This is a genomic window from Streptomyces carminius, from assembly GCF_002794255.1.
GTDB lineage: Bacteria > Actinomycetota > Actinomycetes > Streptomycetales > Streptomycetaceae > Streptomyces > Streptomyces carminius.
The window spans coordinates 1-24,823 of the sequence record NZ_PGGW01000011.1 but is presented as its reverse complement, the minus strand read 5'-3'; the positions used below and the strand labels follow the sequence as shown (position 1 = coordinate 24,823).

The window sequence follows — 24,823 nt, the reverse complement described above, 5'->3', positions numbered from 1 at the left end:
CGGTGACTGGATCAGCGGACACGGGGCGCGGGCCCCGGCCGGCCGGACCGAGAGGGGACCGCCATGCGCGCGTACCGGGAGCAGCCCGAGGCCCGGGCCGCTGACCCCCGGGAGACTCGCCAGGCTCCAGTCCCTGGTGGGCAACCGGGGGGTCGCGCGCCCAGCCGAGGAGGAACGGCACGTCCACGGCGCCGGCTGCGGGCACACGGACGGGCACCTGGAGACGGACAGGGGCGGGGACGGCGAACCCGGCGCTCAGCGCGCGCTGCTCGATGCCGCCATGGCCTCCCCGGGCCGCCCGCTGCCCGCCGATCTCCGCAGGGAAGCGGAGACCTTCTACCAGAACGACCTGTCGCCCGTGCGCGTCCACGACGACGCGGTGGCCCAGCGGGCCACCGCGGCGCTGGGCGCCCGGGCGATGACCGTCGGTTCCCACATCTTCCTCCCGCCGAAGGCCGCGGGCGACAAGTCGGTCGTCGGGCACGAGCTGAGCCATGCCAGCAGCAACCTCGCCGGGGTGCGGGAGACGGGTGACACCAACGGCGCGGGGGTCACCGTCACCGACCCGCGGCAGGACTCCGAGCAGCGGGCGGAGACGGACGGCACGGCGTTCGCCGCGGGCGCGGGCCGCGCGCCGTCGGCGGGAAGCCCGACGGCGCCCCGGACCGGTGGCGGCGGGGGCGGCGGACCGGTCGTGGCCCGGGTGAAGAGCACTCCGGGCGGCAAGGGGAAGGGCGCGGTGAGCGGGCAGCTCCCCGGCCGTGAGGAGATCATCGCCGAGGTCGACAGGCTCGCCAAGGCCTGCACCTGCAAGCAGAGCAAGAAGCAGTGGGGCCGGATCACCAAGGACGTGGTGATCCGTTACGCCCGTGACTACAAGGACGACCGGGACGGGCAGAGCCTCCGGCACCTCACGCGCCAGATGCTCAACGCCATGGCCGACGAGGAGCGGAAGGCGCGGGAGGGCACGGCGGCTCCGGCGGGCGGGTCGGGGAAGAAGGAGACCGAACCGGTCAAGGAGCAGGAGATCCAGGCAGCGCTGGTCAACGGCCATCTGGTCTTCGCCAGCAACTGCAACCAGTCCATGTTCCGGCTCCACGAGCTGCTCAAGGAGCTGAGCGGCGAGGCGGGCGGGGAGGAGGACCTGGAGGGCGGCGAGGGTCTCCAGAAGCTGATGACGAAGGACTTCGGCGTCCGGACCACGACTCGGACGACGACGCGGCGGAAAGCGGCGAGAGCGACACCGAGTCGGCGTCCGAGTCCGAGTCCGAGTCCGAGATCGTGCCCACCGCGAAGGGCAGGGGCAAGCGGCCGGCGTCTCCCCAGAACACCGACAAGGGCGGGAAGCGGCGCAGGACCGAACCGGCGGAGGAGGAAGCCGGTCCGGCGACGGGGACCAAGCCGCAGAAGGGCCAGGAGCGGAAACGGCGCGACCGTCAGGCCCTGCTGGACTTTTCTCGGTAACGCTTCGTGACGCGTTGTGATCTTGGTGGTGCGGCCGTGTTCGAGCCGGAGCACGACGAGGGCGGCGCGGGCGATCCGGGTGATGGCCGCAGGGTCGAGGCTGACCCGGCACAGGGCCTGGAAGGTGACCTTCAGCCCGCGTTGTCAGATCGCCTCACCGAGATCCCCGCCGAGTCGTGCGAGGCCCGCCGCGCCCGCCGGCCGGCCCTTGGTGAGCTGGGCCAAGTGCGCTTCGAGGACGTCGAGCTGCTCGGCTCCGATCTGCGCCGCCCAGCGGTCACGCACCTCGGTGAAGAGCGCCGCGCCGAGAGTCATCATGTCGTGGCCGCGGGCCGTGACGCGAAGTCGCTTGACGCGTGCGTCGCTTGGGTCGGTCTCCCGCTCGACGTATCCGAGCCGCTCGAGGGCGGCGACCGTCTTGGCGGCGGCCTGCTTGGACACCGACAACCGGCGGCCGAGTTCCGTGGCCGTGTCCGCTCCCTCCTCGATGGCGCGCAGGGCGAACTCGTGGGATGCACGCACGCCTTCGTGTCCGCGGCTTGCCAGTTCGCCGACCACGTCGTCCACCATCGACTGGAAGCCGCCGAGCAGCAGCAGCGCAAGCTCGGCGCCTGGTGACCGTGCCATAAGGCGCATCATACGAGAACCCGTCGGGGTCGACAACCTGGCTGTCTATCCATAGACTGACAACCAGGTTGTCGATCAAATGGAGGAAACCAATGGCCCCCACGCCCCCCGGCGCCACCCTTCCGGCCCTCGAACACCACCGCGTCAGCCTCAACGGCACAGAGCTTCACTACGTCTCGGCGGGAACCGCCGGATCCCCCGTCATGCTGGTCCACGGCTTCCCGGAGACCTGGTGGGTCTTCCACAAGCTGATCCCCCTGCTCAGCGCGCACCACCGCGTGTTCGCTCCCGACCTGCGCGGTTTCGGCGACTCCGCCACCGCCACCGGAGAGCACGACAGCGCGACCGCAGCCCGAGACCTGAGCGAACTGATCACCCTGCTCGACCTCGGCCCCGTTCACCTGACGGGCCAGGACATCAGCGGTCCCACCACATTCCGTGTCGCGGCCGCACACCCCGACCTGGTGCGCAGCTATACGGCGATCGAGACCGGTCTGCCCGGGTTCGGCCTGGAAACACTCGCGGACGTCACCCACGGCGGTGCCTGGCACATCGGCGTCCTCGCCGCCCCCGGCATCCCGGAGATGCTGCTCGCCGGACGAGAGCGCGCATTCCTCTCCGAGTACGCCCTGCCCTCCCTCAGCGCCACCCCTGACGCGTTCACCGACCAGGACATCGACGAGCTCACCCGCTCCTACACGCGACCCGACGCGTTCAAGGGTGCAGCCGGGCTCTACCGGTCGATGCTCCGCGAAGGCGAGGAAATCCGAGAACTGGCCTCCGGGCAGCTCACCATGCCCGTGCTCGCCATCGGCGGCGGGTCGGGAGACTTCACGCCGGCGACGCTACGCCAAGTCGCCAAGGACGTAAGTTCCGCATCTCTCGACGGCATCGGCCACTACGTGGCGATGGAAGCACCCGAACGGCTCGCGAACGCCCTTCTCGCTTTCTACCGGAAAATCGACAGCCCGGAACAACCCCCGGACCCAGCCCCTGAGCGCGGAACAGGGTCCTTTGCGTGATTGAGGTCTGTCCGGGTTCATCCGGTCAGTCCGAGGGCGGCCAGGGGTCTTCGCCAGTCGCGTGCGGTGTGACGTAGGGCGGCGGCGATGTTGGTGCGGCCGTCCTGGCGGTGGACGCCGATGGCGAGGTTGCGCAGTCCGGCCATGCCCTGGGGGAGACGGCCGGTGCGGATTGTGGAGTCGTCCTCGCGGAAGGTGCGGTCGCGGACGTGGTGGAGAAGATTTTCGATCTTCCAGTGGCCGCGGATCCAGGCGGCGGGCTGGGCACCGGTAGCGGTGCCGGGCGGCAGGCTGGTGATCAGACAGACGCGCTCGATGGTGAGCTTGCCGGTGGTGAGGTCCTGTCTCCGGCGCACGACCTGGAGGGCCTGGCGGGCTTCGGGGTAGTCGAGGTGCGCGAAAGCAACGGTCTTCAGGCGCCGGATCTCGTGGCGGTGGTGGGACCGGGTGCGGTCGTAGTGGCCGAGTCCGACATCGCGCCAGGGCAGACGTCGGACCGTGTCGAACGACGTGGGGTGGTTGGCTTTGACCTGGGCGATGTGGTGGGCGCCGCGGCCTCGGAGGTAGGTGCCGTGGGCGTGCTGGGTGTGCAGGGCGTCGGCGGTGATGACCGTACCGGCCAGGTCGATGCTGTCCAGCAGCGGGGCGAAGGCTCCGGATCTCGTTGCTCTTGTCGGCGACCTGCCGTTGGGCGAGGACGCTTCCGGCGTGGTCCATCGCGGCGAGCAGAGCGACTGCCGGGGCGGTGGCGGTGCGCGAGCCGCGCAGCACTTTCCCGTCGACCGCGATGGCCCGCAGTCCACGGCTGTCCGGCGCGGCGCGGGCGGTGAGGAAGGCGCCCACCGCCCGGTCCAGGGCGTCGCCGTCGAGTTGGACCAGGAGGCGGCGCAGGGTGTGGGGGTGCGGGACGGGCACCGTGCCGGTCAGCGGGCCGACCGGGAAGCCGAGGGCTCGGCAGGCCCATGCGGGAGCGTCGGACATCCACTCGGTGATCGCGGTCAGCGACCGGGCACCGGTCGGCACACCGGCCGCGGCAGCGGCCACCAGCGCGGACAACCGACAGCGACGGCCCCGAACATCTCGTGGATCAGGCACCAGGCCCGGGAATCCGGACAGACGGACCGCGTCCACCAGCGGGGCCGGGGCGGAGACTCGGGCCAGTTGGCCCAGACCGACGGGCATGAGGGAAGATGCAGGAGCAGGCACGGACTCGCCAAGTGTTCATGGGACTTCGACACTCGCATGATCACTGAGACCGTGCCTGTACCGCGTTCACTCCCCACCCGAACCGGGATGATCCACCCGCTTCCACGCCACTCCGGCAAACCGAACGAAGCCCAACCCTGCAAGAGACCCTGGTCCCCACCCCGACATCGCCTCGCCCCTGGCGGTAGACACCCGGCCCCACAACCGGCTGCTGCGCGGCATCCGCGCGATCGGCGAGCGTGCCGCGGCCGAGCTCAAACAGCGCTGGCGTGCCCTGCAGCATGTGACGGTCAGCCCCAACCGGATCGGCGCCATCGCCCAGGCCGCCCTCGCCCTCAACAATGCATGGCGGTGAACTTCGCTGAGAAAACCTGAGTGTCTCCCGGCCCCGGTCGAGACAAGCGTGATCATCGAGCACCGCAAGGAGTCGAACGTCGCCCTGGAGAACGAGATCCGAGCGCTGCGAAATCGGCTGTTGCAGTGATTGCGGTCCGGCAGCCCCGACCGGCTGGACCTCGGCATGCGACTGGCCGCCTTCCGCATCGTGCAGGAGGCCCTGACCAACGCACTCAAGCACGCCGGCCCGCGCACCACCGTCGACCTGAGCCTGGCGGCCGACTCCTGCCAGATCCGCATCGTCGTGCACGACGGCGGCCCGCCCGACGACGAACCCGCGCCGGCGGCCAACCGGCCTGAGCACCGTTCTAACAGTCGTCTCAGGTTCGCTCGGTATGAAGTAGGCATCGCCGGGCGACGCGGGTCCCGGCCTCGCCGGCATGGCCGAACGCGCCGCGCTCTACGGCGGCACGGTCAGCGTCGGCCCCGCGTCGGACGGCTGGACCGTCCACGCGACCCTGAAGGCAGCCATTCATGATCTCTGTGCTTGTGATGGACGCCCAGCCGCTGCAGCGCTTCGGGTTTCGCATGCTGCTGGAGAGCACCCCCGACACCGAGATCGTCGGCGAGGCCGAGAACGGCGCCGAGGCCGTTCGGTGGACCACCAAGCTGCATCCCGACGTGGTGCTGATGGACATCCGCATGCCGGGCGTCGACGGGATCGAGACCATCCGGCGCATCGTCGCCGCCGGTGGGCGTTCGCGGATCCTGGTGCTGACGACGTCCGACGTGGACCGGTACGCGCTCGCCGCGCTGCGGGCCGGGGCGAGCGGTTTCCTGCTGAAGGACATCCGCCCGGAGGAGCTGCTCGCCGGCATCCGGGCCGTCGCCGCCGGGGCCGCGGTGATCGCGCCGGCGCTGACTCGGCGGCTGCTCGACGCGTTCTCCGACCGGCTCGGCGATGACCTCCGCGGGCCCGTGCGGGAGGATCCCCGGCTGGACTCCCTGACCGGCCGCGAGCGCGAGATCCTCGTCGCCATCGGCCACGGCCTCACCAACGGCGAGATCGCGCAACGGTTCACGCTGTCGGAGTCGACGGTGAAGACCCACGTCGGGCGGGTCCTCGCCAAGATCGGCGCACGGGACCGGATCCAGGCCGTCATCCTCGCCTACGACCTGAGACTCACCCGGCCGATTTAGCGCTTCGTCTCGCGCGTCCGTCGGGGGCGCGACCGTAGTTCCCAGCCGCACCGCTCCGGGCCGATCCGCTCGGCGTGATCGACCGCTCCGCTGCCGGGTCCGCCTGCAGTCAGGACTGTCTGACGGGTGTGCGGCCGGTGAAGGCGCTGGCGAGGCTTTTCCCGAACGGCGATGTCGTGCTGATCGACCAGTGCGGCCACTGTCCCCGGGTCGAACGGCCCGCCGAGTTCCGGCGGGCCGCCGACACCTTTCTAGGCGGTCACGACTGAGTCGCCGCTGATCTTCACCGGGATCGGGATCAGGCCGGTGGTCGCCGGCCCTTTCTTCCTGTCACCGGTCGCGGCGTCGAAGACGCTGCCGTGGCCGGGGCATGTGATGGTGCCGCCCGCCGGTCGGGAAACGGTGACGCCCGCGTGCGGGCAGGTCGGGTTGAGCCCTTTGACCTCGTTCTCCGACGGCCGGACGATCAGGACTTTGCCTGACGGTCCGTCCACGATCGTCCCGCTGCCGACCGGGACGTCGGCCAGCTTGGCCAACGGCGTGCCACCGGAGCCGGAGGATCCTCCGGCGGGCGGGTCGGCGGCGGGTGTCTCGGACGAGCAGGCGGCCAGGGAAACCGGTGCGACCAGACCGGCTAGCAGGCCGCAGACAACCGTGCGGCGTGTTGAATCTGGCAAGACGATGCCTCCTGAGCGCAAACAGTGGTGTTTTTCGGCTTGTTGACCTCAGTGAGCTCACACACGTTCGACGCTTCGTCAGGACTTGCGGGGGGAGACCGTCATGATGCCAATGCACATCTCGTCGCCGGTGCCGTCGCCCCACACAACGTAGCGCGGCGGCAGCTTCTTCAGCTGCGGCAGCTGTTTGCGCAGCCCCGCGTCGTGCGTACACGTCACCCGCAGCGTGTCCCCCGGGCCGGCCTCCACCGGCGACGGCAGCTTCACCATCCGCTGGTTGTCGAAGTCGAACTGCGGCACGTCCAGCAGGACCTTGGCCTTCGGCGTGCCCGGGTTGAGTTCGACCTTCATGGACCGCCCGAGCATGTGCATGTGACCGAAACCGGCGAACACCGTCACCGGCTCCTCCACCTCGTGGTCGCAGGACTGGGTGTCACCGGGCTTCGGCACGCCGCCCTCGTTGCACTCCTCCACCTGACGGTCCGCGAATTCGCCGACCTCCGGCCCGAACCGCTTCGTCACGTCCGCGATCGAGGCCGCCCGGTCACAGAGCGGACCCGACTCGTCGGCGGTACAGGGCAGGTCGATCGGCGCGTCGAGCGACCACGTCTCGAGTTCCCGGGTCTGCGGCGTGCCGTCCGTCAGCCGCAGCCGCACCGCCGAGCGGTCCGACCCGCCCGGCTTGCCGTCGGTCGCGAGCAGGTTGTAGTGCATCTGGAGGATGATCAGGCTGCCCGGCTCCAGCTTGAAGCCGGCGTCCTGGTCGAGCAGCGTCTCCGTGGCGCCCGGCGCCCAGGTGTCCACCCACGCCGCGCCCGGGTCGGCGCCCTCGTCGTCGCCCTCCACGTCGGCGCCGTCCACGCCGGTCCCGCCGAAACACTGCCAGCCGAGGCCGGGAGTCTTCGCGTCCTGCTCGTGCACCGCGGCAGCGGCGCCCGGCGGCACCGCGTACACGATGCCGTGGTGCGCGATGGCGTCGTTGTCCGGCATGACCTGGGTTCCGGTCAGGAACGTCTCCTTGGTCAGGCCCGGATCGAGCACCTGGCACCGGTACTCGTCCACGGCGCCGTCCGGCGGCGCGGGCGTGTAGGCCTCGGCCATCTTCAGGTCGACGAACCGCTCGCCGTCGCGCAGCGGCTGCGGTGGAGCCGATGACCCGCCCGCGTGCGCGCTGTGCGAGTCGGCCGTGGCGGGCGCCGCACTGTTGTCGGCGTCCGACCCGCAGGCGACGACAGCGAACGCCGTCGCCAGCGCGATGGTGGCCGCCCCGAACCTCCGCAGTGGACTTCCAGGTTTCGTCATAGCCTGAACGCTAGGCTCGATTCCGTCCTGTTTCGTCGTACTGTGGTCGTCATCTTCGGGAGGGATGTGGTACCACGGTACTTCTCTCCGGAGCGCCGTTCGGCACCCGCACGAGAATCAAGGCCCGTCGCAACCGGGCCCGAAGTCACGCCCACGAAAGTCCGTCGGCGATGGACGGGAGCCAAACTCAGCTCAGAACCGACTTCTACGCCTGCCTGACCGCGCGGGTCGCCGAGTCGCCCATGACCTGCCCTTGACAACCTTCCCCCTGACAAACAGAAATGCCATCAAGGCGGCGAGACTGAATGCCGCCATAAGCCAATCTGAGTCAAGCAATAAAACAATAAGACTTGCCGCGAACAAGAACACGAGGAAATTGGCAAGGATTACCAGGACTCTCGAATCCATCGAACATCCACCTCCTTCTCAAGTTGCCACTCACATTCTCGGATGACTGGGCGGAACCGACGTGAGCCATGAGTGCGGTCGGGGCGGAATCGAGTTCCTCCCCGACCACCCGGAGGGGCGATCCCCTTCCAGAAGTCATAACCGACGCACTACATATGCCTGCCGATCACCAGGCCAATCCCTGCGGTAGCGCCGTAGGCACCTCCTATCAGCACTCCGACACCTCCGGCGGCGCCACAGCCAGGGGGACCACCAACAGCACCGACCAGGCATCCGATGCCACCCCCAACCGCGGCGCCCGTACCGGCGAGTCCGGAGATCACTGTGATGTCGCCGGTGAAGTCGTCCCAGGAATACAGTCCGGTGGGGTCGGTGTGGTTGACGGGGTCGCCGGTGGCGTAGAGGTAGGGGTTGGTCTCCTGGCCCGAGGGGTCGGGTTGGGTGAAGCGGCCCAGATGGGGGGCGTAGTAATCGACCTCATTCTTTAACAGACTGCGCGCTGTGGGCTCTGCCGCGCTATGTACTACGGCAGAGTCCACAGACAGTACTTCAGTGGTCTCTTCTGTCAGGTTGGTACATCACGTGCCAAGCATCAGCACGATGCTGATCGCGACAAGTGGCGCTGCGGCCAGAATGGCCCATATGGCCCTTTCCCGCCTGACGCTTCCTTCGGCGGAGGACAGCATCACCCCGGCTCCTACAGCTATGGCGATGAGAGAAAATGCCAGCAAAGTATAGGACAGCTCTTGCATGTCAGCAGTTCTCCGAGAACAGAAACGAGACGCCGCCGACTCCTCCTGTGATGCCGGTGGCGGGACTGATTCCACCCGCCGCAGGGGTCAGAACAGGGCCTGTCGCCACAGCGGCAGTTACACCAGCCACCATGCTGATTCCTTCCAAAGTCGCCAAGGTGATTTCACCCGCACTTGCCAGCCCGGTGGGGTCGGGTTGGGTGAAGAGTAGGGCTGGGGTACCGTCTCGGTCGGGGTGGCGCGGGGCAGGCCGGTGGGGCCCCGATGGCATCGGGGCCCCACCGGGGCATCTTGCTGAATTGAGGATTCTCGACCTCGCCGAGAAGTGCTACAGATCAGAGAAGACGGTCACCCGATATCGCTTCTGAAGCGAGTACCGCTGCTTCTATTCCGATCGGAATATCGGCACACAGAGAAGGAAAACAGCGCACCGAATCGGCCGCTTTTCGCCGCCTCATCGGCCTCTTCCCTTTCCTCGCTGCACGAAAGCCGCAACAGCGAACATGCAGACAGTCAGCCCTGCCGCGAAGATCGCCAACGGCAGTATGAGAGCCGCTTCCCCGAATGACGCACCGTCCTGCCAGGCCAGCACAGCGGCCACCCCAGAACTCACACAGGTCAGCCCCGCCGCAATCGCACCGAGCGTCATGCCGAGTCCGGCTCTGTCAGCACTCACTGAACAGCCCTCCTATAGACGGCCCCAGCCCGACAGCAGCCACTTGATATCCCCAGAAGGCTACAGCTGATGATGCACCGCCTGTCATGGGAGTGGTGAGCATCCCTGCTGTGCCGATGAGAAACCCTCCGACACCAGCCATTGCGCCGATCACCGCAGCGGAACAACTCAACCCGGTGGGGTCGGTGTGGTTGACGGGGTCGCCGGTGGCATAGAGGTAGGAGCTGGTTTCCTTTCCGGAGAGGTCGGGCTGAGTGAAGCGACCCAGGTGAGGGGCCGAGAAAACCTCAGCAGCTCCTTCGGTTTCATTCACGCTTCCAGTATGCGACTCCTCGCACTGCAATGACGATCGCTGCCACACTCAGCATCCATATCACCGCATGAGAACCCTCCCAGCCAGCTTGCCACGGGTACATCATCAGGAGAATGACGGCGAATACGAGCAGAAGCCATAGAAGGAAAGATTTTTTCTGCACACTGCCCTCCAGTTGGAACGGCGCGCCCCACCAAGAGAGTGGGGCACGCCGTGGCATTCCGGCTGGGCAGGCCGGAGTGAGCGAAGCAGCCGCAGCGCTAATCGATGCGCCTTCTTCCCTTTCGAATCACTAGAATCGCGATGATGGAAAGACAGCAGACGACGAGCGCCGACCACCACACGGCCGGAACATCCAGCGCGTTAGGCGAGAACACTATAAGAGAGAGAGCTGAGAGAGCAAAGATCAGGATTACTCCTGAAGACTCAAAGAACTGGCGCACTGGACTCCTTGAGAGTAGGGTCTTCGAAGGACCCCTTCCGGAGTAACACTCCGGAAGGGGTCCTTCAGTTTTTTATTGCTGTCTAAGCCGATGGGAACGTGTCACTCAGCAGGCGTTGTCGTCGTACACGCCGCAGGCAACTGCCGCGACAAAGCTGGTCTGGGCGAGTGCCAGGCCTATGCCACCTGCCACGGTCAAAGATGCTCCTCCCGTGGGGATGGCCGCCACGAGGGCTACGCCGGTCATGACGGTTGCCACGGTGTCCCACCCCGTCCACAGTCCGGTGGGGTCGGTGTGGTTGATGGGGTCGCCACTCGCGTAGAGGTAGAGGTTGGTTTCCTGGCCCGATGGGTCGGGTTGGGTGAAGCGGCCCAGGTGGGGGTCGTAGTAGCGGGCGCCCATCTTGTACAGCCCCGTCGGGTCGAGGTAAGTGCCGGCGAAGCGGTAGGGCTGGGGGACGGTCTCGGTGGGGGTGGTGCGGGGCAGGCCGGTGGGGCCGTAGTCGTAGGTGTGGGTGCGCTTGCCGTTCTCGTCGGTCAGGCCCATGACCGAGCCGAGGGCGTCGGTGAGGTAGTAGTGGCTCTTCCCCCCGGTCCTCATGGAGTGGAGGGTGCCCGACGGTTCGCGGACGAATCCGGTGTCCTTGCCCGCGGTGCTCTGGGCGGCCAGACCCAGGGGGCCGTGGTGGAAGCGGGTGTCACCGAGCCGGACGCGTTCGGCGTTCGTGGTGTCGGCGTATTCGGCGGTGTGGGTTTGGCCGTTGACGGTGAGTTCGGTGAGCTGGGAGAAGGCGTTCCACTTCTCGTCGGTGCGGGTGACGGTGGAAGCGGCTGCGGCCGCGAGCTCGTTGCCGGCCTTGTCGTAGGACCAGCCGGTGGAGTCGCCGTTGCGGGCGGTGAGTTGGGAGGCGTCGTCGTAGGTGAAGCGGTTTCCGGCCGGGCAGGCGGAGGACTGGCCGGACTGGGCGGTGAGGTTGCCGGCCGGGTCGAAGCAGTACAGCCAGGAGGCGGTGCGTTCGCCGTCGCTGGTTTCCAGGGCGTACTGGAGGCGGGCGGCGGAGTCGTAGCGGTAGGTGATGCGTTTGCCGGTGGTGTGGTCGGTGCGGGTGCGGATCTTGGTGCCGTCGACCTTGGCCGAACCGGAGGTGTAGTCGTAGGTGTAGGCCAGGTCGATCAGGGTGTCATCGCCGGAGGTGGCGGTGACGCGGGTGGGGCGGCCGGAGTCGTCCAGGTCCACGGTCTGGGTGGTGCCGCCCGGGTAGCTGGTCTTGGTGCGTTCGCCGTTGTTGTTGTAGGCGTAGGTGGTCTTCGCCCCGGCCGGGTCGGTCAGTTCGGTCAGCCGACCGGCCGGGTCCCAGGTGTAGTCGACGGTTCCGGTGGGGTCGGTGTAGGTGTCCACGCTGCCGTCGGCGGTGTAGGCCAGGACCGTGGCGGAGCCGTCGGGCAGGATGCGGACCGTCTCGCGGCCCAGCGCGTCGTAGCGCCAGGTGGTGGTGCCGGTGGCGTCGGTACGGGTGGTGAGGTTGCCGTCGGCGTCGTAGGTGTAGGTGACGACGTCGTAGGCGGAGGTGTCGGTCCGGGTGATCCGGTCGCGCTTGTCGTAGGTGTGGTGGGTGGTGGTGCCGCGGCCGTCGACCACATCGGTGGGGCGGCCGAGGCCGTCGTAGCGGTAGGTGGTGGCCCCCTGCGGGGACGGCGGGGCGGCCTTGGTCAGGTTGCCCTTGGCGTCGTAGGTGAACTCGGTGGTCTTGCCGCGCGCGTCCTTGGCGGTGCAGCGCTGGCCCTCGAAGCCGCCGCAGTCGGGCGTGGCGTCGTTGTAGGTGAACTCCCGGGTGCCGCCCTCGTTCCCGATGACGGCCACGGACAGGGTGTTGCCCTTGGCGTCGTAGTCGTAGTCGCTCTCGTGGCCGTCCGGCGTGGTGAGAGTGCCGGGCAGGTCGGTACCGGCAATGGTCTGGTAGCCGGTCAGGGACGCCGTCGCCCCGGTGGGCAGGGAGACGGAGGTGGGGTTGTTGCGGGAGTCCCAGCCGTAGGTGGTGGTGTTGCCCGAGGTGTTGCCGGTGCCCATCGCGTCGGTGGCCGAGGCGAGGTTGTGGGCGTCGTAGGTGCGAGAGCGGGAGTTGCCCAGCGGATCGGTGACCTTCGTGACCTCGCCGTCGTCGTTGTGGCGGTAGACGGTCTCGTCCCCGTCCGGGTCGGCCACCGTGGTGGTGCCTTCCTGCCAGGGGGTGTCCGCGGAGTGGGTGTAGGTCCACGTCGGGCCGCCGGGTCCGCCGCGGGTGAGGGAGGTGACCCGGTTGGCCTCGTCGTAGGTGAAGGAAACCTTCCGCCCCGCCGGGGTGGTCACCTCGGTGATGCGGCCGTCGGCGTCATAGCCGAACAGGGTGTCACCGCCCTCGGTGTCGACCGTCTGGATCAGCCGCCTGTCGCCGTCGAGGTGGTACTCCACCGTGCGGCCGGCGGAATCGGTCGCCGTCCAGGAGTCGCCGTCGACCTTGCGCAGGTCGATCCAGCGGTCGGAGCGGGTCTCGGTCAGCTTGAAACCGGCGCTCTCCCCGTCCGCCTCGTGCTGCTCCACACTGATCGTGCCGCCGTTGCGGTCGACCACCTCGGTCAGGTCGCCGTCCGCGGAGAAGTGGTCCGTGGAGCCGGCCTTGCGGTCGGTGAGGGTATAGGTGCCGTCCTCGTCCTTCTCCAGGTCCAGCGAGTACCCGTCGGGCGTGGTGAAGGTCCCGTCGTCACTCTCCTCGAACTGCACCGCGGCTCCGGTGTCGTCGTACAGGAGCACCATGTCGGTGTAGAAGTCGCTCAGTTGGCGCTCGTAACCGGTCCACCACGGCTCGGAGAGCGAGCCGAACGGCGCGTCCAGCGAGTTGTAGGTGCGGGTGAGCTGAAGCTTGTGCCCGACGCCGGCGATGTCGAAGTCGGTGGCGGCCAGCATCAGGTTGCCGTTGGAGTAGTTGACCCGGGCCACCAGCGCATCGGTCAGGCGGAGGTCGGAGATCTCATGCCAGGGCACCTCCCCCTGCCCCTCGGGCACCCAGCTCAGCACGGCCGGCTCGCCGCCTTCGGCACCGGCGCCCGAGAGGCGTTCCCGCTGGGCCTTGGACCAGGCCCGCTGCTCCCCGGTCGGCTCCGCCGAGCGGGCCGACTTCGGCGGCCGGTTCTTCCCCGCCTTGACCGGCGGGGCCTTCACCTTGCCCGCCGCGCCGTCCCGGCCCCAGGCCGAGGCCGGTTCCGGCCGCTCGTCCCCGGGTGCGGCGACGGCCGGTAACGCCGTGGCGGTGACCGCCGCGACGGCCACCGCCGCCACCAGCGAGGTCCTGAACGGTCTGCGGGCACGCCGAGAAGGCGTGCCCCAGGCACGCGTGTGCTGCATCTTTCCCCCCTGGGAAGAAGACGCCCGGCGGCTCCCCTGGCCGCCGTGGCGCCCACACGCTGACACAACCGCCTCACGAATCGCACGACTGTTCCCGCAAAGTCACTCCTGCGCGCGGGCCGGAAAAAGACAGTCTCCGTGCGTGGCACACACACCGATGGACAGCGACGACGCGGCCGTCCGACCTGTCCGGGGCGTGATCAGCGCTCCCGTTTCCCGGCACAGGCGTCTGAAACCGCATCCCGGAACAGCCACTTCCGCATCAGCCGTATCAGCCGTCACACCGCAGGAACCCGCCGTTCCGCCCGGCACACGGGCACCTCGGGCCTGCCCACTGCCGATCGCGCCCCCGTACGCACTCGAGCTCGCGCGGGCAGCGCCCGGGCGGGGGTGGTGACCGGGGCTCGGGTCGGCCCGGGCCCCGGTCACCGTTCGGCGGTCCCCGGTCTCACCCGGGGCGAGGTCAGGCCAGGCGGTTGCGGAAGACCTGGTTGAGGTAGTCGCCCGCGGGCGAGAGGACCAGGTACTGGTCATTGTGGCTGGGGACGGTGACGGGGGTGATGGCCAGGGACGTCTCGTTGTAGGGGCGGAGGGTGAAGCCCCGCTCGACGCCGGTGTCGGTGCCGTACAGGTGCCACCACTGCTGCTTGTTGGTGGCCGAGCAGGTCTTGGTGGAGATGATCTGACGGTTCTCCACGTTCGCGGGCTGCAGGCAGATGTCGTTGCCGCCCACGTTCTTGATCAGGAACGTGGTGCCGCTGCCGTTCACGGACTGGTAGGTCCACTTCTCGGTGTCGAGGACGACGTTGTTGTGGTCCTCCCAGATGTCCACGAACGCCGTGGGGTTCTGGGCGAAGCCGTTGGGGGTGATGTGCTCCCCGGTCTGGACGTGGTCGATGAAGACCTCCTGACCGGTGGGAACGTACACGGACGGGGCCGCGACCGCCGTGGCGGGCATCAGAGCGGTGATGCCCGCCAGCGCGGCAGGGCCCAGGAGGCGGAGGACGGTCGTCTTGGTCATGGACGTTTCTCTCCTTGTGATCGCCGGATAACGGCGCCGCCCATCCTCGGCCCGCGCCGCTCGGCCGGGAGCGCAGAATGCTTTTCCCCTCACCCGGACTGATGCACGACGGGCATGTCTGCCGTTATGCGCCGGTTCCCCGTGTTACGGACCGGTTCGCCCCCCGTCTCCAGCCCGGCCCGGCGGCGGGCGTCAGTGCGGCGGCAGGTCCAGTTCGGCGTGGACGGTCTTGCCGGACGGCTCACGGTCGCGCACCTCCCAGCGGTCGGCCAGCGCGTCCACCAGCAGCAGCCCGCGTCCGCCGTCCGCGTCCGGCGGCGGCGCCGACACCCCGGCGGCCGGGCGGCACTCGCCCCGGGCGTCCGAGACGTCGATCAGGAGGGTGCGCGGCCCGAGGCCGAGCCGCAGCTCGAAGTCCCGGCCGGGCACGCGGCCGTGGGTGGCGGCGTTCGCCGCCAGCTCGGCGACGATCGACACGACGGAGTCGGAGAGCGCGGAGCCGTACGGGACGCCCCACTCGTGCAGCCGGTGCGCGGCCAGGCGCCGGGCGAGCCGGGCGCCGCGCGGGGTGGAGCTGAACCGCTGGGTGAACACACGTACGGTGACCGCACTCTGAGGGGTGAAGGGCTGTGCCATGGCCCTCATCCGACCGGTCCTGAGAGCGTTTCACCAGCTCAGCCGCTCATACGCTCCGCACCCGTACCAGCACTTTCGGTAGACAGAGGATGTTACCCCCCGTGACGATTAAGGCACGCGACGGATACGCCGGACGCGCGTACGGGAGGGAGCCGCCATGGTCGACGGTACGGAAGAGAACACGGGCGACACCGAGGACGCGGGAGGGGACGAGACCGCGAAGCCCGCGCCGGGCAACGGCAGGAAGGGCGGCGGCAACCACGAGCCGGAGACCTCGGAGAGCCTCAAGGTGTTCGGCGAGGTCGTCAAGTCGTTCCGCAAGCGGGCCGGCCTGACGCAGGAGGAACTGGCGCCGCAGGTGCGGTACTCGCTCCCCACGGTCGCCTCCGTCGAGCAGGGCCGCCGCTTCCCGCCGCACGACTTCGTCGAGCGGGCCGAGGACGTCCTGGACGCGTTCGGCACCCTGCGCGGTGCGTCCCGCCACCTGTCGCGCAAGCCGGGGCTGGCGCGCTGGTTCCGCGAGTGGGCTCAGTTGGAGCAGGAGGCGATCAGCCTCTCCACGTACGAGTGCCGCCTGATCCCGGGCCTGCTCCAGACGGAGGCGTACGCCCGGACGCTGTTCATGGATCAGCTTCCGCCACTGAACGACGAGCAGATCGAGACGCAGTGGGCGGCGCGCGAGGAGCGGCAGCGACTGCTGCGGGAGCGCCCCAACACCGCGTTCAGCTTCATTCTGGAGGAGCACCTGTTCCTGCGCCCGGTGGGCGGGCCGGAGGCGATGCGCGAGCAGATCGGCCGTGTGCTGGAGTTCGCGGAGCTGCGCAACGTGGAGATCCAGGTGATGCCGCTGGACCGGATGCATGCGGGTCTGCACGGCCCCATGCAACTGCTGGAGACCCCGGACAACCGGTGGTTCAGCTACTGCGAGGGGCAGGAGAGCGGCCAGTTCAGTTCCGTCTCGAAAGTGCTCAGTACGCTCCAGATGCGGTATGCCAGGATGCGCTCACAGGCTCTCTCACTCGAAGACTCCGTGAGCCTGTTGGAGCGGATGCGAGGAGCAGCATGAGCAGCACGGAACTGACCTGGTTCAAGAGCAGCTACAGCAGCAGCGGCTCCGGCGACTGCGTCGAGGTCGCTCTCTCCTGGCACAAGTCCAGCCACAGCAGCGGTTCCGGCGACGACTGCGTCGAGGTCGCCGCCTGCCCCGGCACCGTCCACGTCCGGGACTCCAAGGACAAGACCGGCCCGCAGCTCGCCGTGGCCCCGGAGTCCTGGCGCCGCTTCCTGTCCTACGCGGCCCGGGGCTGATCCCCGCACACACCGGACGCCGAGCGCCCGGCCGGGCGCTCGGCGTCCGCTTCCGTTCCGGGGTCGCACCGCCAGGAAGCGGCGGGCGTGCACCGAGGCACAGGCCCCGGGCCGGGCAAGCACTCGTGATCGCTCCCGGTGGAACCGCACATCAGCCACCGACGCGGTGGGGTTCTCCTCAGTGGACCGGCACCGCCCTCAGCCGGCCGGCACGGGCGGTCCGCCGTCTCCCGAAGAGTCCGGATCCCGGCGGGCGAGGTACTCCTGCAACTCCCGGTGCCGGAACTGGTAGGCGGCTCCCGAGCGCCGGAGCAGACCGGCATCGCCGCACCAGCGCAGGAAGCGGCCCACCCGCCAGGGAAGAAGGCTGCCGTGGGTGAGCACCAGCATGGCGGCGTACCGCGTGGCCAGCGGAGCCGAGGACACCAGGACGGCGAACCCCATGAGCACGCCCATGCCCAGGGCCATGGTGGCGCCTCCCTGTAGACGGTAGGTCCCCCACAGGAGGGCACCGGTCGCAAGCCCGCCCAGGAGGCCGAACGCGAACTCGCTGCGCAGTACCACGCCGGGCTCGGTGGGTTCGGGAGGAGTGGTGCCCATGTTGGCCGCGCCAAGGGCGAGGGCCACACCCATCAGGACTCCCGTCACCGCCGCGATCACCGCGCCCCACCCGGGGCCGAGATGGAACCACGCCAGGCCCCCGAGCGACGCGCCCCACAGCAGCCCGATGGACATGCCCACCGAAGCCCGGCGCGCGGAGCCGGTGGTTCCGCGCAGCCGCCAGGTCAGGTTCTCCGCCTTCGGCCAGAGCCGGTGCGAGACGCTGAAGGCCATCAGATTGGCCGTGATGAGGGGAAGCGCCGGCCGGAGACGGTTGTACCCCTCCGGCATGCTGTTCCCGACCACCGCGACGCAGGCGATCATGACCGCGAGGAACACCCCGAGCACCACGGTGATCGGCCGCCGCACCCCCGCGATCGGCCACAACTGGTGCGGCACGATGTCGGAACCGGACAGTGTGGCCCCGCCCGCCTCCCGGCCCGTCCGCTCGTGCCGGGCCAGATAGGAGGCCAGCGCGGTGAGGGAGGTGCGCACCCGGTCGAGCGGATAGGTGCGCCTGTCTCTCCCCCTGCTCCCCCCGCTTCCTCCGTAGGACTCCACAGCCGTTCGGAGGAAGGAACCGAGCAGGTGGTCCCGCAGTGCACCGGGTCTGCGCAGCGTCGGGTCGAGCAGGTCCGCGGGATCCTTGAGGTAGTCGCCGGTCTCCTCGTCCCGCTGCTCGTAGACCACCGTGGCCAGGCACAGCCGCCATGGTGTGGACAGTTCCCTGGCCAGCGCCCCGTAGCGGTGCCGCTCCATCTCGCGCAGCACCGGCTCCCAGCGGCCGACGGCCTCGGTGCGGTCGGTGAGGAACCTCCGCGCCGAAGGGATTCCCACAGGCCGGATCTCGATCCGGACGGCGTCCCTGACCCGCAGTCGTGCCCGCCGTGTCAGCTTCCGGTAGGCCGTGGTCCGGCAGGTCAGCACGAGTTCGGCCCGCCGGTGGGTGTCCTGGTAGGCGTTCAGGGCTCGCAGTGCCCTTCCCGCGCGGGAGGAGTAGCCGAGGCGACCGTCCGCGTCCATCTCGTCCAGCCCGTCGAGCACCGGAATCACCCGCCGCGTGCTGACCAGTTTCACGGCCGCGGCGGAAGGGACACCGTAGGTGCCCGTGAGATGACGGACCAGCCAGTCCTCCAGCGGTTGCTCGGTGTCCCAGCTCGACAGGGAGAGCCGAACGGGCACAGGCGCCTCCGGCGCACGGTCGCCACTGAGGAGTTCGAGCATGAGATAGACCGCGAGCGCGGTCTTCCCGGCGCCGGGGCCTCCCGTGACGACCAGCCGCCGGGGCTCCAGTCCCCGGTACAACTCGGCGATCCGGGCGAGGCTCCCGCTCGGAGGGGCCCCGGCGGCATCGTGGGGCGGGTCCGGCCGCAGGACGAAGCGCAGGTCGATCGGCTCGCTGCCGTTGCCCATGAGCTGGCTCCAGGCACTCCGCTCCGCCTCCCGGACCTGACCGGCGAGGTTCTCGACCGCATCGGCCAGCACCGCCTGCTGCATGCGCAGCGCCCGCAAAGCCAGCCACCCGGCGACGAGCCCCACCGTCAGCGAGGCGAGCCCGACGACGGCTCCCAGCGGATCGACGTCCCCGAGCGGCGTCCCCGACGACAGGGCTCGCAGGCCGACCGCCACCGCCCCCAACAGCGCGACGAGGCAGACGAAGACTCCCCCGTACACCGTCCAGCGCTCTCTCCCCATAAGAGCCATGATGTCGGACAGAGGTGCCTCGCCGGAGTGGTTCGGCAACAGTCCGTCATCGCCGCGCTCTTCCGGCCAGGTGCGGTCGGGAGCACACAGGCCGGTGTCCCCGGGTCGGCCTGCCTCCCGACCGGTCCCGACGGCCGGCACGCGGTGCCGGTGGCAGAGGGCCTCATCGCGCCCTTCGCCCGGCCGGTTCCGGGGTCACGCCTCCAGGAACCGGCGGGCGTGTGCCGCGGCGGCCGCCGCCGGTTCGCGGCCCTCGGTGCCGACGACCGCGGCGACCAGTTCCTCCGTGAGGTCGGCGTCCGCAGCGATCAGCGCGTCGACCGCCTCGTCCGACGGCTCGGGGAGCGTGGGGTCGTGCGCGCCGGAGGGGCTGTACGAGCAGGTGCCGGAAATCCGTTCCCGGGTCCTCTCCCGGGTCAGTGCGGGGAGGTCCACGGCGGAGAAGCCGTCGTCCATGCCGTAGTCCACGCGCCACCACACCGTGCCGTCGAAGCCGTAGACGACGGCCACGTGCTCGTTCTTCCGTACGGCCTCCCTCAGCGTCGGCCGCCACCAGTCGGGGACCTCAGCCGACAGGTCGGGAAGCTCCTCCGGATCGGGCGAGCACTCGTGGTCGTTCCCCACCAGGACGGCGCGCCCGTCGCCGAGGTGGTGGAGGTCCAGCCAGTTGCCGCCGCCGTCGTCGTAGTGCCACACGGGGCCTTCCGCGCGGCACCCGTCGCCCCATCCCCTCGTCTCCCGGACGGCGGCCAGCGCGGCCCAGCGGCCGCGCATCTCCGCCGGTGCGGGCAGGTCGAGTTCGACGAGTCCCATGGTTCCCCCAGGTGTGGTCTCTCGGGCAGGAGCCCTGATCCTAGGGAGGGCCCACGACAGCGGCGGCGGGCCACCCGGTGCACCGGACGAGGGGGCGTCCGTCAGGAGCAGACGGTGTCGTTCTCCGGGACCGTCCCGTCGAGCAGGTACGTGTCGACCAGCGCGGTCAGGCAGTCGTTGACGCCGTAGGTGCCGTGCCCCTCCCCTTCGACGGTGAGGTGGACGCCCACTCCCCCGCCCAGCTCGTCCGCCATCCTCCTGGCGCCCTCGTAGGGGGTGGCGGGGTCGCCGGTGTTGCCGATGACGAGGATCGGGTTCGCGCCGTCGGCCGCCACCTCGGCGTCGGACGCGTGGCCGGCCACGGGCCAGCCGGTGCACTGGAGCAGTCCCCAGGCCATCCAGTCGCCGAACACGGGGGACGCCTCGCGGAGTTCGGGAAGGTGCCGGCGCACGTCCTCGGCGGTGAAGCGGTCCTGGTGGTCGGCGCAGTTCACTGCCGTGTTGGCGGCGTTGATGTTGGCGTACCCGCTGTCGTCGATGCGCTCGCTGAAGGCGTCGGCGAGCACCAGCAGCGTGGTGCCGTTCCCCTTCTCGGCCTCGGCCAGTGCCATGCCGAGCAGTATCCAGCCCTCCTCGCTGTAGAGGGCGGCGGCGAGGCCGTCGAACGCGAGGCTCTGGGTGAGGGTGCGGCCGAACTCCGTGGACAGCGGCTTGCCGTCCAGGCTCCTGAGCAGCGCGATGATCTCCTTCTCGCCCCGCGCCGGGTCCTCGCCCTCGAAGAAGCACTCGTCCTGCTTCGCGCAGTCCTCGAGGAAGCTCCGCAGCGCGCCCTGGAATCCCTTCGTCTGGCCGCGTACCGCCGCCAGGTAGTCCTCGGTGGGGTCGACCACGGCGTCGAAGACCATGCGTCCGGTGTTCTCCGGGAAGAGGTGCGCGTAGACGCCGCCGAGCTGTGTTCCGTAGGAGATGCCGAAGTAGTTCAGTCTCTCCTCGCCGAGGACGTGGCGCAGCAGGTCGAGATCGCGTGCGGCCTGCCGGGTGCCGACGTGGTCCAGCACCGCGCCCGAGTTCTTCTCGCAGGACCGGGCGTACGCGCGCACCCCGAGAGTGCGGGCCTTCTCCTCCGCGGCGTCGTCCGGGGTCGAGTCCGAGGCCAGCCAGGCGTCCGTGGCCTTCCTGTCCAGGCACGTCACACCGGCGCTGTTCCCGACGCCGCGCGGGTCGAAGCTGACCAGGTCGTAGCGCTTGTGCAGCTTCAGGTAGTCGTCGGCCGCGAGGAGGGGCAGCGTCGACACCCCGGAGCCGCCGGGGCCGCCGAAGTTGAAGACCAGGGAGCCGAGGTGCTTGTCGCCGGAGTCCGGCGCGGCCTTGGCCCGGATCAGGGCGATGTCGATCGTCTCGCCGTCGGGGTCCGCGTAGTCCAGGGGTGCCTTCAGGGTGCCGCACTCCCACTTCGTTCCGTCCGGCAGGTTCTCGGGCTTGTCGCCGCCGCCCTGGGCGATGGACGGGGCGGGGCACGCGCTCCAGTCCGGCCGCTGTTCGGCGAGAGCGGTGGGCACCCCGGACATCGCGGGTCTCGCGGTGGCTCCGCCGGCGTCGGCGCCGGGGTCGCAGGCCGTGACCGTGGCGGCCGTCAGTACGGCCAGCACGGCGAGCGGAGTCAGGACGGTGGTGCCCCGGGTCCGGGACGAGTGGTGGTGCGAAGACATGGTCATGCCCATCTGAGGTCGGTGACGGTGGCGGTGAAGAGGGGGACACTCAGGCGTCAATGTCATGGCCGTGGTCGTGGCAGGGCTGTCGGCCGGTGCGTGCGGTGTCCCCGACGGACCTGAACTTCCGGAAGGCCGACGCGGCGAGCGCGGCGAACAGGAGGCTCGCGCTGACCATGAAGATCCACTCGGCCCACGCGCTGTCCTCGCCCCCGGCCGACTCCACCGCCGGGAACAGCTCCCTGCCCACGGGGTAGAAGGCGGCACACAGGATGACGACGAGCCAGAACGGCAGCCTCTCCAGCGGCTTGGCCCACACGGTGACGGCAAGGCTCAGGAAGGCGACCAGGGCGGTGATGACAGCGGTTCTGTCCATGCGTCGATCGTCCCGCCGCGGGGCCCGCCGGGGCGTCGGCCACCGGGAGGAACACCGCCTAGGCCGCGGGACATAGCCGGTGGGGGAGGAACGGCGGCCCGGCCGGTTCCTCCTGACCGGCCGAGCCGCTGGTGGGGGCCGCGGACGCCCCGGGCGGTGTCAGGCGGCGGCGTCGTGGGCGGTGGCGGCGGACTTCTCACGCCACGGGGCGAGGTCGTCCCGCACCTGCCGGTACTTGACCTCCAGCCGCTCCAGGGTGTCGCGCCCCAGGTAGAGGTGCGTGGGCAGCTTCTCGCCGGAGGTGACCTCGACGATGAGGGCGGCGCCCTTGACGGGGTCGCCGAGCTGGGTGTGGTTGGCCTGGCCGGCCCAGTCCACCGTCACATGGGCGGGGGTGTCGTCGTAGTCGGGGATGTGGTTCGCGGCGACCGACAGGGAACTGGCGTCGAGGAAGTCGGTGCGGAGGACGCCCGGTTCGACGACCATCGACTGGATGCCGAACGGGGCCAGCTCGGCGGAGAGCGCCTCGCTGACACCGGCGACCGCGAACTTCGAGGCGGAGTACAGGCTGACGCCGGGCTCGCCCTCGAAGCCGGAACGGGAACCGATGTGCACCAGCCTGCCGGAGCCCTGCTTCCGCATGACGGGCAGCACGGCGCGGGTGACGTCGATCAGGCCGAAGACGTTGAGGTCGAACAGCGACCGGGTCTCCGCGTCGGTGATCTCCTCCAGCGCGCCGAGCAGACCGCGGCCCGCGTTGTTCACCAGGACGTCGATGCCGCCGAACCGCTCCACGGCGGCGCCGACCGCGCGCGGGATGCCGTCGTTGTCCGTGACGTCCAGGGCGACCGGCAGGACCCTGTCGGATTTCCGCAGATCGTCCGGGACGCGTTCGGGGTCTCGTGCGGCGACCACGACGTCGTTGCCGTCGGCCAGGGCGGCGCGGGCGATCTCCGCGCCGAGTCCGCGGGAGGCGCCGGTGATGAACCACGTAGCCGTGACTCCACCCACGCGTAAACGCGCGGGCTTCCTGCGTCGGTGGCTAAGCCGCCGCGCAGAGGGCCAGCCCGGCCCTGTCGGAGATGTTCGAGGCGCCGACGTGGTCCGCGTTCGCGGTGAACCCACACGCCGTGCACTGGAACTTCGCTTGGGTGAGGCGGCTCTTGCCGTTCACGTGTCCGCAGCCGCCAAGGCTGGGCGGGCACGTGCGGGAGGTGTTGCGGGGGTCCACCGGGATCACGAGGCGACCGGCACTCTCAGCCTTGTTCGCCAGGATCGCGAAGAACTGTCCCCAACCCGCGTCGAGGATGCTTCGATTCAGCCCGGCCTTGGCGGCGGCACCGTTCGGGAGGAACGCGCCGTCGGTGCTGGGGCCGGGCTTGGGTGCCGGGCTCTTGGTCATCCCGGCGGTGTTCAGCCGCTCGTGTGCGATCACGTCGTTGTCGGCGACGAGCGCGCGGGCGGTCTTGTGGTGGAAGTCCAGGCGCTGCCGCCGCACCTTGGCGTGCAGCTTGGCGACCTTACGGGCGGCGGCCCGGTGGGCCTTGGTGCGCTGCCGGGTGCGCTTGGGGAACGTCGCCAGGTGCTGCTGTGCGGCGGCCAGCTCCTCAGCCACGGTGCCAAGGAAGCGCGGGTTCGGCGTGTGCTCACCCTCGGACGTGGTGAGGAAGTGCGTAACGCCCATGTCGACGCCGATGATCGCCCCGGTGGGCGGCAGCTCCTCGGCAGGCACGTTGTCGCAGGCGAGGACGACGTACCAGCGGTTCCCTTCGCGCTTGACGGTGATCGTCTTGACGCGGCCCTGTACGGGCCGGTGCTGGTGCACGCGGACGTGCCCGACACCTTGGAGACGGACGCGGGTCTGCCGGTCGTGCGGGGTGGAGTTCCAGCGACAGCCGTCGCCGTCCTTGGGGAAGGTGACGGTGTCGAAGTGACCGACGCCCTTGAACCGCGGGTAGCCCGGACTCTGGCCGGCCTTGACGCGCTTGAAGAACGCCTGGAACGCCTTGTCCAGGCGCCGCAGGGTGGCCTGCTGGGAGGAGAACGACCAGCGGCCCTGACGCTCCGGGTCGAACGCCCGGATCTCCTTGAGCTGGGCGGACTGGTCGCCGTGGCGCACGGACGTCTTCGACACGTGCCGGTAGGCGTCCCTGCGCTCCTGCAACGCGCCGTTGTACAGGGAGCAGTGGTCGGCCAGCATCTCGCCGAGCGCAACTGCCTGGCGGTTCGTGGGCCGCAGGAGGAACTTGTACGCCCGGATCACGAGCCGTCCCCCTTCTGCTTCTTCCACGGGCGTTCCCACTGGGTGTCGATGTACCGGCGAACAGTGTCTGCCGAGACAGCGCCGACCGACGCCGCGAAGTACGACGACGACCACAGCGTGGGCAGCTGTGTCTTGAGGTGCGGGAACTCCGCGCGCAGGACGCGCGAGGTGAAGCCCTTGAACTGGTTCGCGACGTATGACGCCGAGGACTTCGGGTCGTGCTTGACGAACAGGTGCACGTGGTCGGGCATGACTTCGAGTGCCACGATCTCCCACCCCCGTTCATCGGCCTTCTGGCGGATCAGTTCATCCAGGCGTGCCGCGACCCGTCCGCCGAGGACCGGGCGGCGGTACTTCGGACACCACACGATGTGGAGCCCGAGGTCGTACACGCCGCCGGAGAACCGGCGAACCTTCCTGGTCACGGTCACGCGTCGATTATATATGCGGCGCGTGTCTAACAGGGAGGTCGCGCCGTGGCCGAGGTGAACAGTGCAGATACGTGCACACAGTCGAGGTCAGAGCGGGCCAAAGAAGCAATTCCCCCACCGGCTAAAGCCGGTGGTCCCCTTGCTAGGAGGATTGATGG

25 protein-coding genes and 2 pseudogenes are annotated in these 24,823 nt (G+C 69.5%); 8 read left to right on the top strand and 19 right to left on the bottom strand.

Annotation, left to right across the window (positions count from 1 at the left end):
• Positions 1-136: 136 nt before the first annotated feature.
• Positions 137-1,474, top strand: coding sequence for an eCIS core domain-containing protein (locus CUT44_RS03030; RefSeq protein WP_199185585.1), 1,338 nt, complete (start codon positions 137-139; stop codon positions 1,472-1,474).
• Positions 1,475-1,491: 17 nt separating this feature from the next.
• On the opposite strand, the pseudogene CUT44_RS34805 reads toward CUT44_RS03030, so the two are convergent.
• Both CUT44_RS34805 and CUT44_RS03020 read right to left on the bottom strand, forming a co-directional pair.
• Positions 1,492-1,599, bottom strand: a pseudogene (locus tag CUT44_RS34805) (IS5/IS1182 family transposase); the annotation flags it as partial.
• Positions 1,600-1,608: 9 nt separating this feature from the next.
• Entirely contained in the window at positions 1,609-2,091 is a 483-nt protein-coding gene (locus CUT44_RS03020) for a MarR family winged helix-turn-helix transcriptional regulator (protein WP_233221190.1), read from the bottom strand.
• 92 nt (positions 2,092-2,183) lie between these two features.
• Between CUT44_RS03020 and CUT44_RS03015 the strand changes: the two genes are divergently transcribed.
• The gene (locus tag CUT44_RS03015) at positions 2,184-3,113 is read left to right on the top strand and encodes an alpha/beta fold hydrolase (protein WP_100200550.1); all 930 of its coding nucleotides are present in this window, start codon (positions 2,184-2,186) and stop codon (positions 3,111-3,113) included.
• 17 nt (positions 3,114-3,130) lie between these two features.
• Here CUT44_RS03015 and CUT44_RS03010 read toward each other — a convergent pair whose 3' ends face one another.
• Positions 3,131-3,916 carry an ISAs1 family transposase gene (locus CUT44_RS03010; RefSeq protein WP_233221189.1) on the bottom strand — a complete coding sequence of 262 codons (786 nt, stop codon included), beginning with the start codon at positions 3,914-3,916 and terminating at the stop codon, positions 3,131-3,133.
• Positions 3,917-4,004: 88 nt separating this feature from the next.
• Positions 4,005-4,295 (bottom strand): annotated as a pseudogene (locus CUT44_RS33755) (transposase family protein); the annotation flags it as partial.
• Positions 4,296-4,485: 190 nt separating this feature from the next.
• Here CUT44_RS33755 and CUT44_RS34800 point away from each other — a divergent pair.
• From CUT44_RS34800 to CUT44_RS32660, 4 genes are all read left to right on the top strand, one after another.
• Positions 4,486-4,674, top strand: a complete 189-nt coding sequence (locus tag CUT44_RS34800; RefSeq protein WP_199185596.1) for a transposase family protein — start codon at positions 4,486-4,488, stop codon at positions 4,672-4,674.
• A gap of 165 nt (positions 4,675-4,839) precedes the next feature.
• A complete protein-coding gene (locus CUT44_RS03005) occupies positions 4,840-5,193 on the top strand; it encodes an ATP-binding protein (protein WP_233221188.1) in 354 nt (117 codons plus the stop codon).
• Complete coding sequence (locus CUT44_RS03000; RefSeq protein ID WP_100200549.1) at positions 5,190-5,855, top strand: response regulator; 666 nt, start codon at positions 5,190-5,192, stop codon at positions 5,853-5,855. Before CUT44_RS03005 ends, CUT44_RS03000 begins: the two co-directional genes overlap by 4 nt.
• A gap of 74 nt (positions 5,856-5,929) precedes the next feature.
• Positions 5,930-6,124, top strand: a complete 195-nt coding sequence (locus tag CUT44_RS32660) for an alpha/beta fold hydrolase (protein WP_146252166.1) — start codon at positions 5,930-5,932, stop codon at positions 6,122-6,124.
• Here CUT44_RS32660 and CUT44_RS02995 read toward each other — a convergent pair.
• From CUT44_RS02995 to CUT44_RS02965, 8 genes are all read right to left on the bottom strand, one after another.
• A complete protein-coding gene (locus CUT44_RS02995; protein ID WP_233221187.1) occupies positions 6,107-6,391 on the bottom strand; it encodes a Rieske (2Fe-2S) protein in 285 nt (94 codons plus the stop codon). The genes CUT44_RS32660 and CUT44_RS02995 overlap by 18 nt on opposite strands.
• Positions 6,392-6,610: 219 nt before the next feature.
• The gene (locus CUT44_RS02990; RefSeq protein WP_100200548.1) at positions 6,611-7,834 is read right to left on the bottom strand and encodes a monooxygenase; all 1,224 of its coding nucleotides are present in this window, start codon (positions 7,832-7,834) and stop codon (positions 6,611-6,613) included.
• A gap of 557 nt (positions 7,835-8,391) precedes the next feature.
• Positions 8,392-8,781, bottom strand: coding sequence for an RHS repeat-associated core domain-containing protein (locus tag CUT44_RS02985; protein ID WP_233221186.1), 390 nt, complete (start codon positions 8,779-8,781; stop codon positions 8,392-8,394).
• A gap of 39 nt (positions 8,782-8,820) precedes the next feature.
• The gene (locus CUT44_RS32970) at positions 8,821-8,994 is read right to left on the bottom strand and encodes a hypothetical protein (RefSeq protein ID WP_158239564.1); all 174 of its coding nucleotides are present in this window, start codon (positions 8,992-8,994) and stop codon (positions 8,821-8,823) included.
• 665 nt (positions 8,995-9,659) lie between these two features.
• The gene (locus CUT44_RS02980) at positions 9,660-9,983 is read right to left on the bottom strand and encodes an RHS repeat-associated core domain-containing protein (protein ID WP_100200546.1); all 324 of its coding nucleotides are present in this window, start codon (positions 9,981-9,983) and stop codon (positions 9,660-9,662) included.
• A gap of 548 nt (positions 9,984-10,531) precedes the next feature.
• Positions 10,532-13,804, bottom strand: a complete 3,273-nt coding sequence (locus CUT44_RS02975) for an RHS repeat-associated core domain-containing protein (protein WP_100200545.1) — start codon at positions 13,802-13,804, stop codon at positions 10,532-10,534.
• Positions 13,805-14,267: 463 nt separating this feature from the next.
• Positions 14,268-14,825: a hypothetical protein gene (locus tag CUT44_RS02970; RefSeq protein ID WP_100200544.1), complete on the bottom strand. Its 558-nt coding sequence runs from the start codon at positions 14,823-14,825 to the stop codon at positions 14,268-14,270.
• A gap of 192 nt (positions 14,826-15,017) precedes the next feature.
• Positions 15,018-15,461, bottom strand: coding sequence for an ATP-binding protein (locus tag CUT44_RS02965; protein ID WP_100200803.1), 444 nt, complete (start codon positions 15,459-15,461; stop codon positions 15,018-15,020).
• A 157-nt stretch (positions 15,462-15,618) separates the two neighbouring features.
• Here CUT44_RS02965 and CUT44_RS02960 point away from each other — a divergent pair, with 157 nt between their 5' ends.
• Both CUT44_RS02960 and CUT44_RS02955 read left to right on the top strand, forming a co-directional pair.
• Positions 15,619-16,527 (top strand): helix-turn-helix domain-containing protein, encoded by a 909-nt coding sequence (locus CUT44_RS02960; RefSeq protein WP_100200543.1) that lies wholly within the window; start codon positions 15,619-15,621, stop codon positions 16,525-16,527.
• Complete coding sequence (locus CUT44_RS02955) at positions 16,524-16,769, top strand: DUF397 domain-containing protein (RefSeq protein WP_100200542.1); 246 nt, start codon at positions 16,524-16,526, stop codon at positions 16,767-16,769. Before CUT44_RS02960 ends, CUT44_RS02955 begins: the two co-directional genes overlap by 4 nt.
• 198 nt (positions 16,770-16,967) lie before the next feature.
• Here the strand turns inward: CUT44_RS02955 and CUT44_RS02950 are convergent, their stop codons facing one another.
• The 7 genes from CUT44_RS02950 to tnpA all read right to left on the bottom strand — a co-directional run bounded on the left by CUT44_RS02950 (position 16,968) and on the right by tnpA (position 24,659).
• The gene (locus CUT44_RS02950; protein WP_158239563.1) at positions 16,968-19,064 is read right to left on the bottom strand and encodes an NACHT domain-containing protein; all 2,097 of its coding nucleotides are present in this window, start codon (positions 19,062-19,064) and stop codon (positions 16,968-16,970) included.
• Between the two features lie 204 nt (positions 19,065-19,268).
• A complete protein-coding gene (locus CUT44_RS02945; RefSeq protein WP_100200540.1) occupies positions 19,269-19,886 on the bottom strand; it encodes a proteophosphoglycan 5 in 618 nt (205 codons plus the stop codon).
• Between the two features lie 101 nt (positions 19,887-19,987).
• Positions 19,988-21,595 carry an alpha/beta hydrolase gene (locus CUT44_RS02940; RefSeq protein WP_100200802.1) on the bottom strand — a complete coding sequence of 536 codons (1,608 nt, stop codon included), beginning with the start codon at positions 21,593-21,595 and terminating at the stop codon, positions 19,988-19,990.
• A 49-nt stretch (positions 21,596-21,644) separates the two neighbouring features.
• The gene (locus tag CUT44_RS02935; protein WP_100200539.1) at positions 21,645-21,971 is read right to left on the bottom strand and encodes a hypothetical protein; all 327 of its coding nucleotides are present in this window, start codon (positions 21,969-21,971) and stop codon (positions 21,645-21,647) included.
• Positions 21,972-22,130: 159 nt separating this feature from the next.
• Positions 22,131-22,982: an SDR family NAD(P)-dependent oxidoreductase gene (locus CUT44_RS02930; protein WP_100200538.1), complete on the bottom strand. Its 852-nt coding sequence runs from the start codon at positions 22,980-22,982 to the stop codon at positions 22,131-22,133.
• Positions 22,983-23,013: 31 nt separating this feature from the next.
• Complete coding sequence (locus tag CUT44_RS02925; protein ID WP_100200528.1) at positions 23,014-24,234, bottom strand: RNA-guided endonuclease InsQ/TnpB family protein; 1,221 nt, start codon at positions 24,232-24,234, stop codon at positions 23,014-23,016.
• Positions 24,231-24,659: an IS200/IS605 family transposase gene (gene tnpA, locus CUT44_RS02920; RefSeq protein ID WP_102248709.1), complete on the bottom strand. Its 429-nt coding sequence runs from the start codon at positions 24,657-24,659 to the stop codon at positions 24,231-24,233. Before tnpA ends, CUT44_RS02925 begins: the two co-directional genes overlap by 4 nt.
• Positions 24,660-24,823 lie beyond the last annotated feature (164 nt).

What these genes read in the sequence shown, in the direction of transcription:
- CUT44_RS03020 (WP_233221190.1), bottom strand. Translation starts at nt 2,091, where the DNA reads ATGGCACGGTCACCAGGCGCCGAGCTTGCGCTGCTGCTGCTCGGCGGC.
- CUT44_RS03015 (WP_100200550.1), top strand. Translation starts at nt 2,184, where the DNA reads ATGGCCCCCACGCCCCCCGGCGCCACCCTTCCGGCCCTCGAACACCAC.
- CUT44_RS03005 (WP_233221188.1), top strand. Translation starts at nt 4,840, where the DNA reads ATGCGACTGGCCGCCTTCCGCATCGTGCAGGAGGCCCTGACCAACGCA.
- CUT44_RS03000 (WP_100200549.1), top strand. Translation starts at nt 5,190, where the DNA reads ATGATCTCTGTGCTTGTGATGGACGCCCAGCCGCTGCAGCGCTTCGGG.
- CUT44_RS02990 (WP_100200548.1), bottom strand. Translation starts at nt 7,834, where the DNA reads ATGACGAAACCTGGAAGTCCACTGCGGAGGTTCGGGGCGGCCACCATC.
- CUT44_RS32970 (WP_158239564.1), bottom strand. Translation starts at nt 8,994, where the DNA reads ATGCAAGAGCTGTCCTATACTTTGCTGGCATTTTCTCTCATCGCCATA.
- CUT44_RS02975 (WP_100200545.1), bottom strand. Translation starts at nt 13,804, where the DNA reads ATGCAGCACACGCGTGCCTGGGGCACGCCTTCTCGGCGTGCCCGCAGA.
- CUT44_RS02970 (WP_100200544.1), bottom strand. Translation starts at nt 14,825, where the DNA reads ATGACCAAGACGACCGTCCTCCGCCTCCTGGGCCCTGCCGCGCTGGCG.
- CUT44_RS02965 (WP_100200803.1), bottom strand. Translation starts at nt 15,461, where the DNA reads ATGGCACAGCCCTTCACCCCTCAGAGTGCGGTCACCGTACGTGTGTTC.
- CUT44_RS02960 (WP_100200543.1), top strand. Translation starts at nt 15,619, where the DNA reads ATGGTCGACGGTACGGAAGAGAACACGGGCGACACCGAGGACGCGGGA.
- CUT44_RS02955 (WP_100200542.1), top strand. Translation starts at nt 16,524, where the DNA reads ATGAGCAGCACGGAACTGACCTGGTTCAAGAGCAGCTACAGCAGCAGC.
- CUT44_RS02950 (WP_158239563.1), bottom strand. Translation starts at nt 19,064, where the DNA reads ATGGGGAGAGAGCGCTGGACGGTGTACGGGGGAGTCTTCGTCTGCCTC.
- CUT44_RS02945 (WP_100200540.1), bottom strand. Translation starts at nt 19,886, where the DNA reads ATGGGACTCGTCGAACTCGACCTGCCCGCACCGGCGGAGATGCGCGGC.
- CUT44_RS02940 (WP_100200802.1), bottom strand. Translation starts at nt 21,595, where the DNA reads ATGTCTTCGCACCACCACTCGTCCCGGACCCGGGGCACCACCGTCCTG.
- CUT44_RS02935 (WP_100200539.1), bottom strand. Translation starts at nt 21,971, where the DNA reads ATGGACAGAACCGCTGTCATCACCGCCCTGGTCGCCTTCCTGAGCCTT.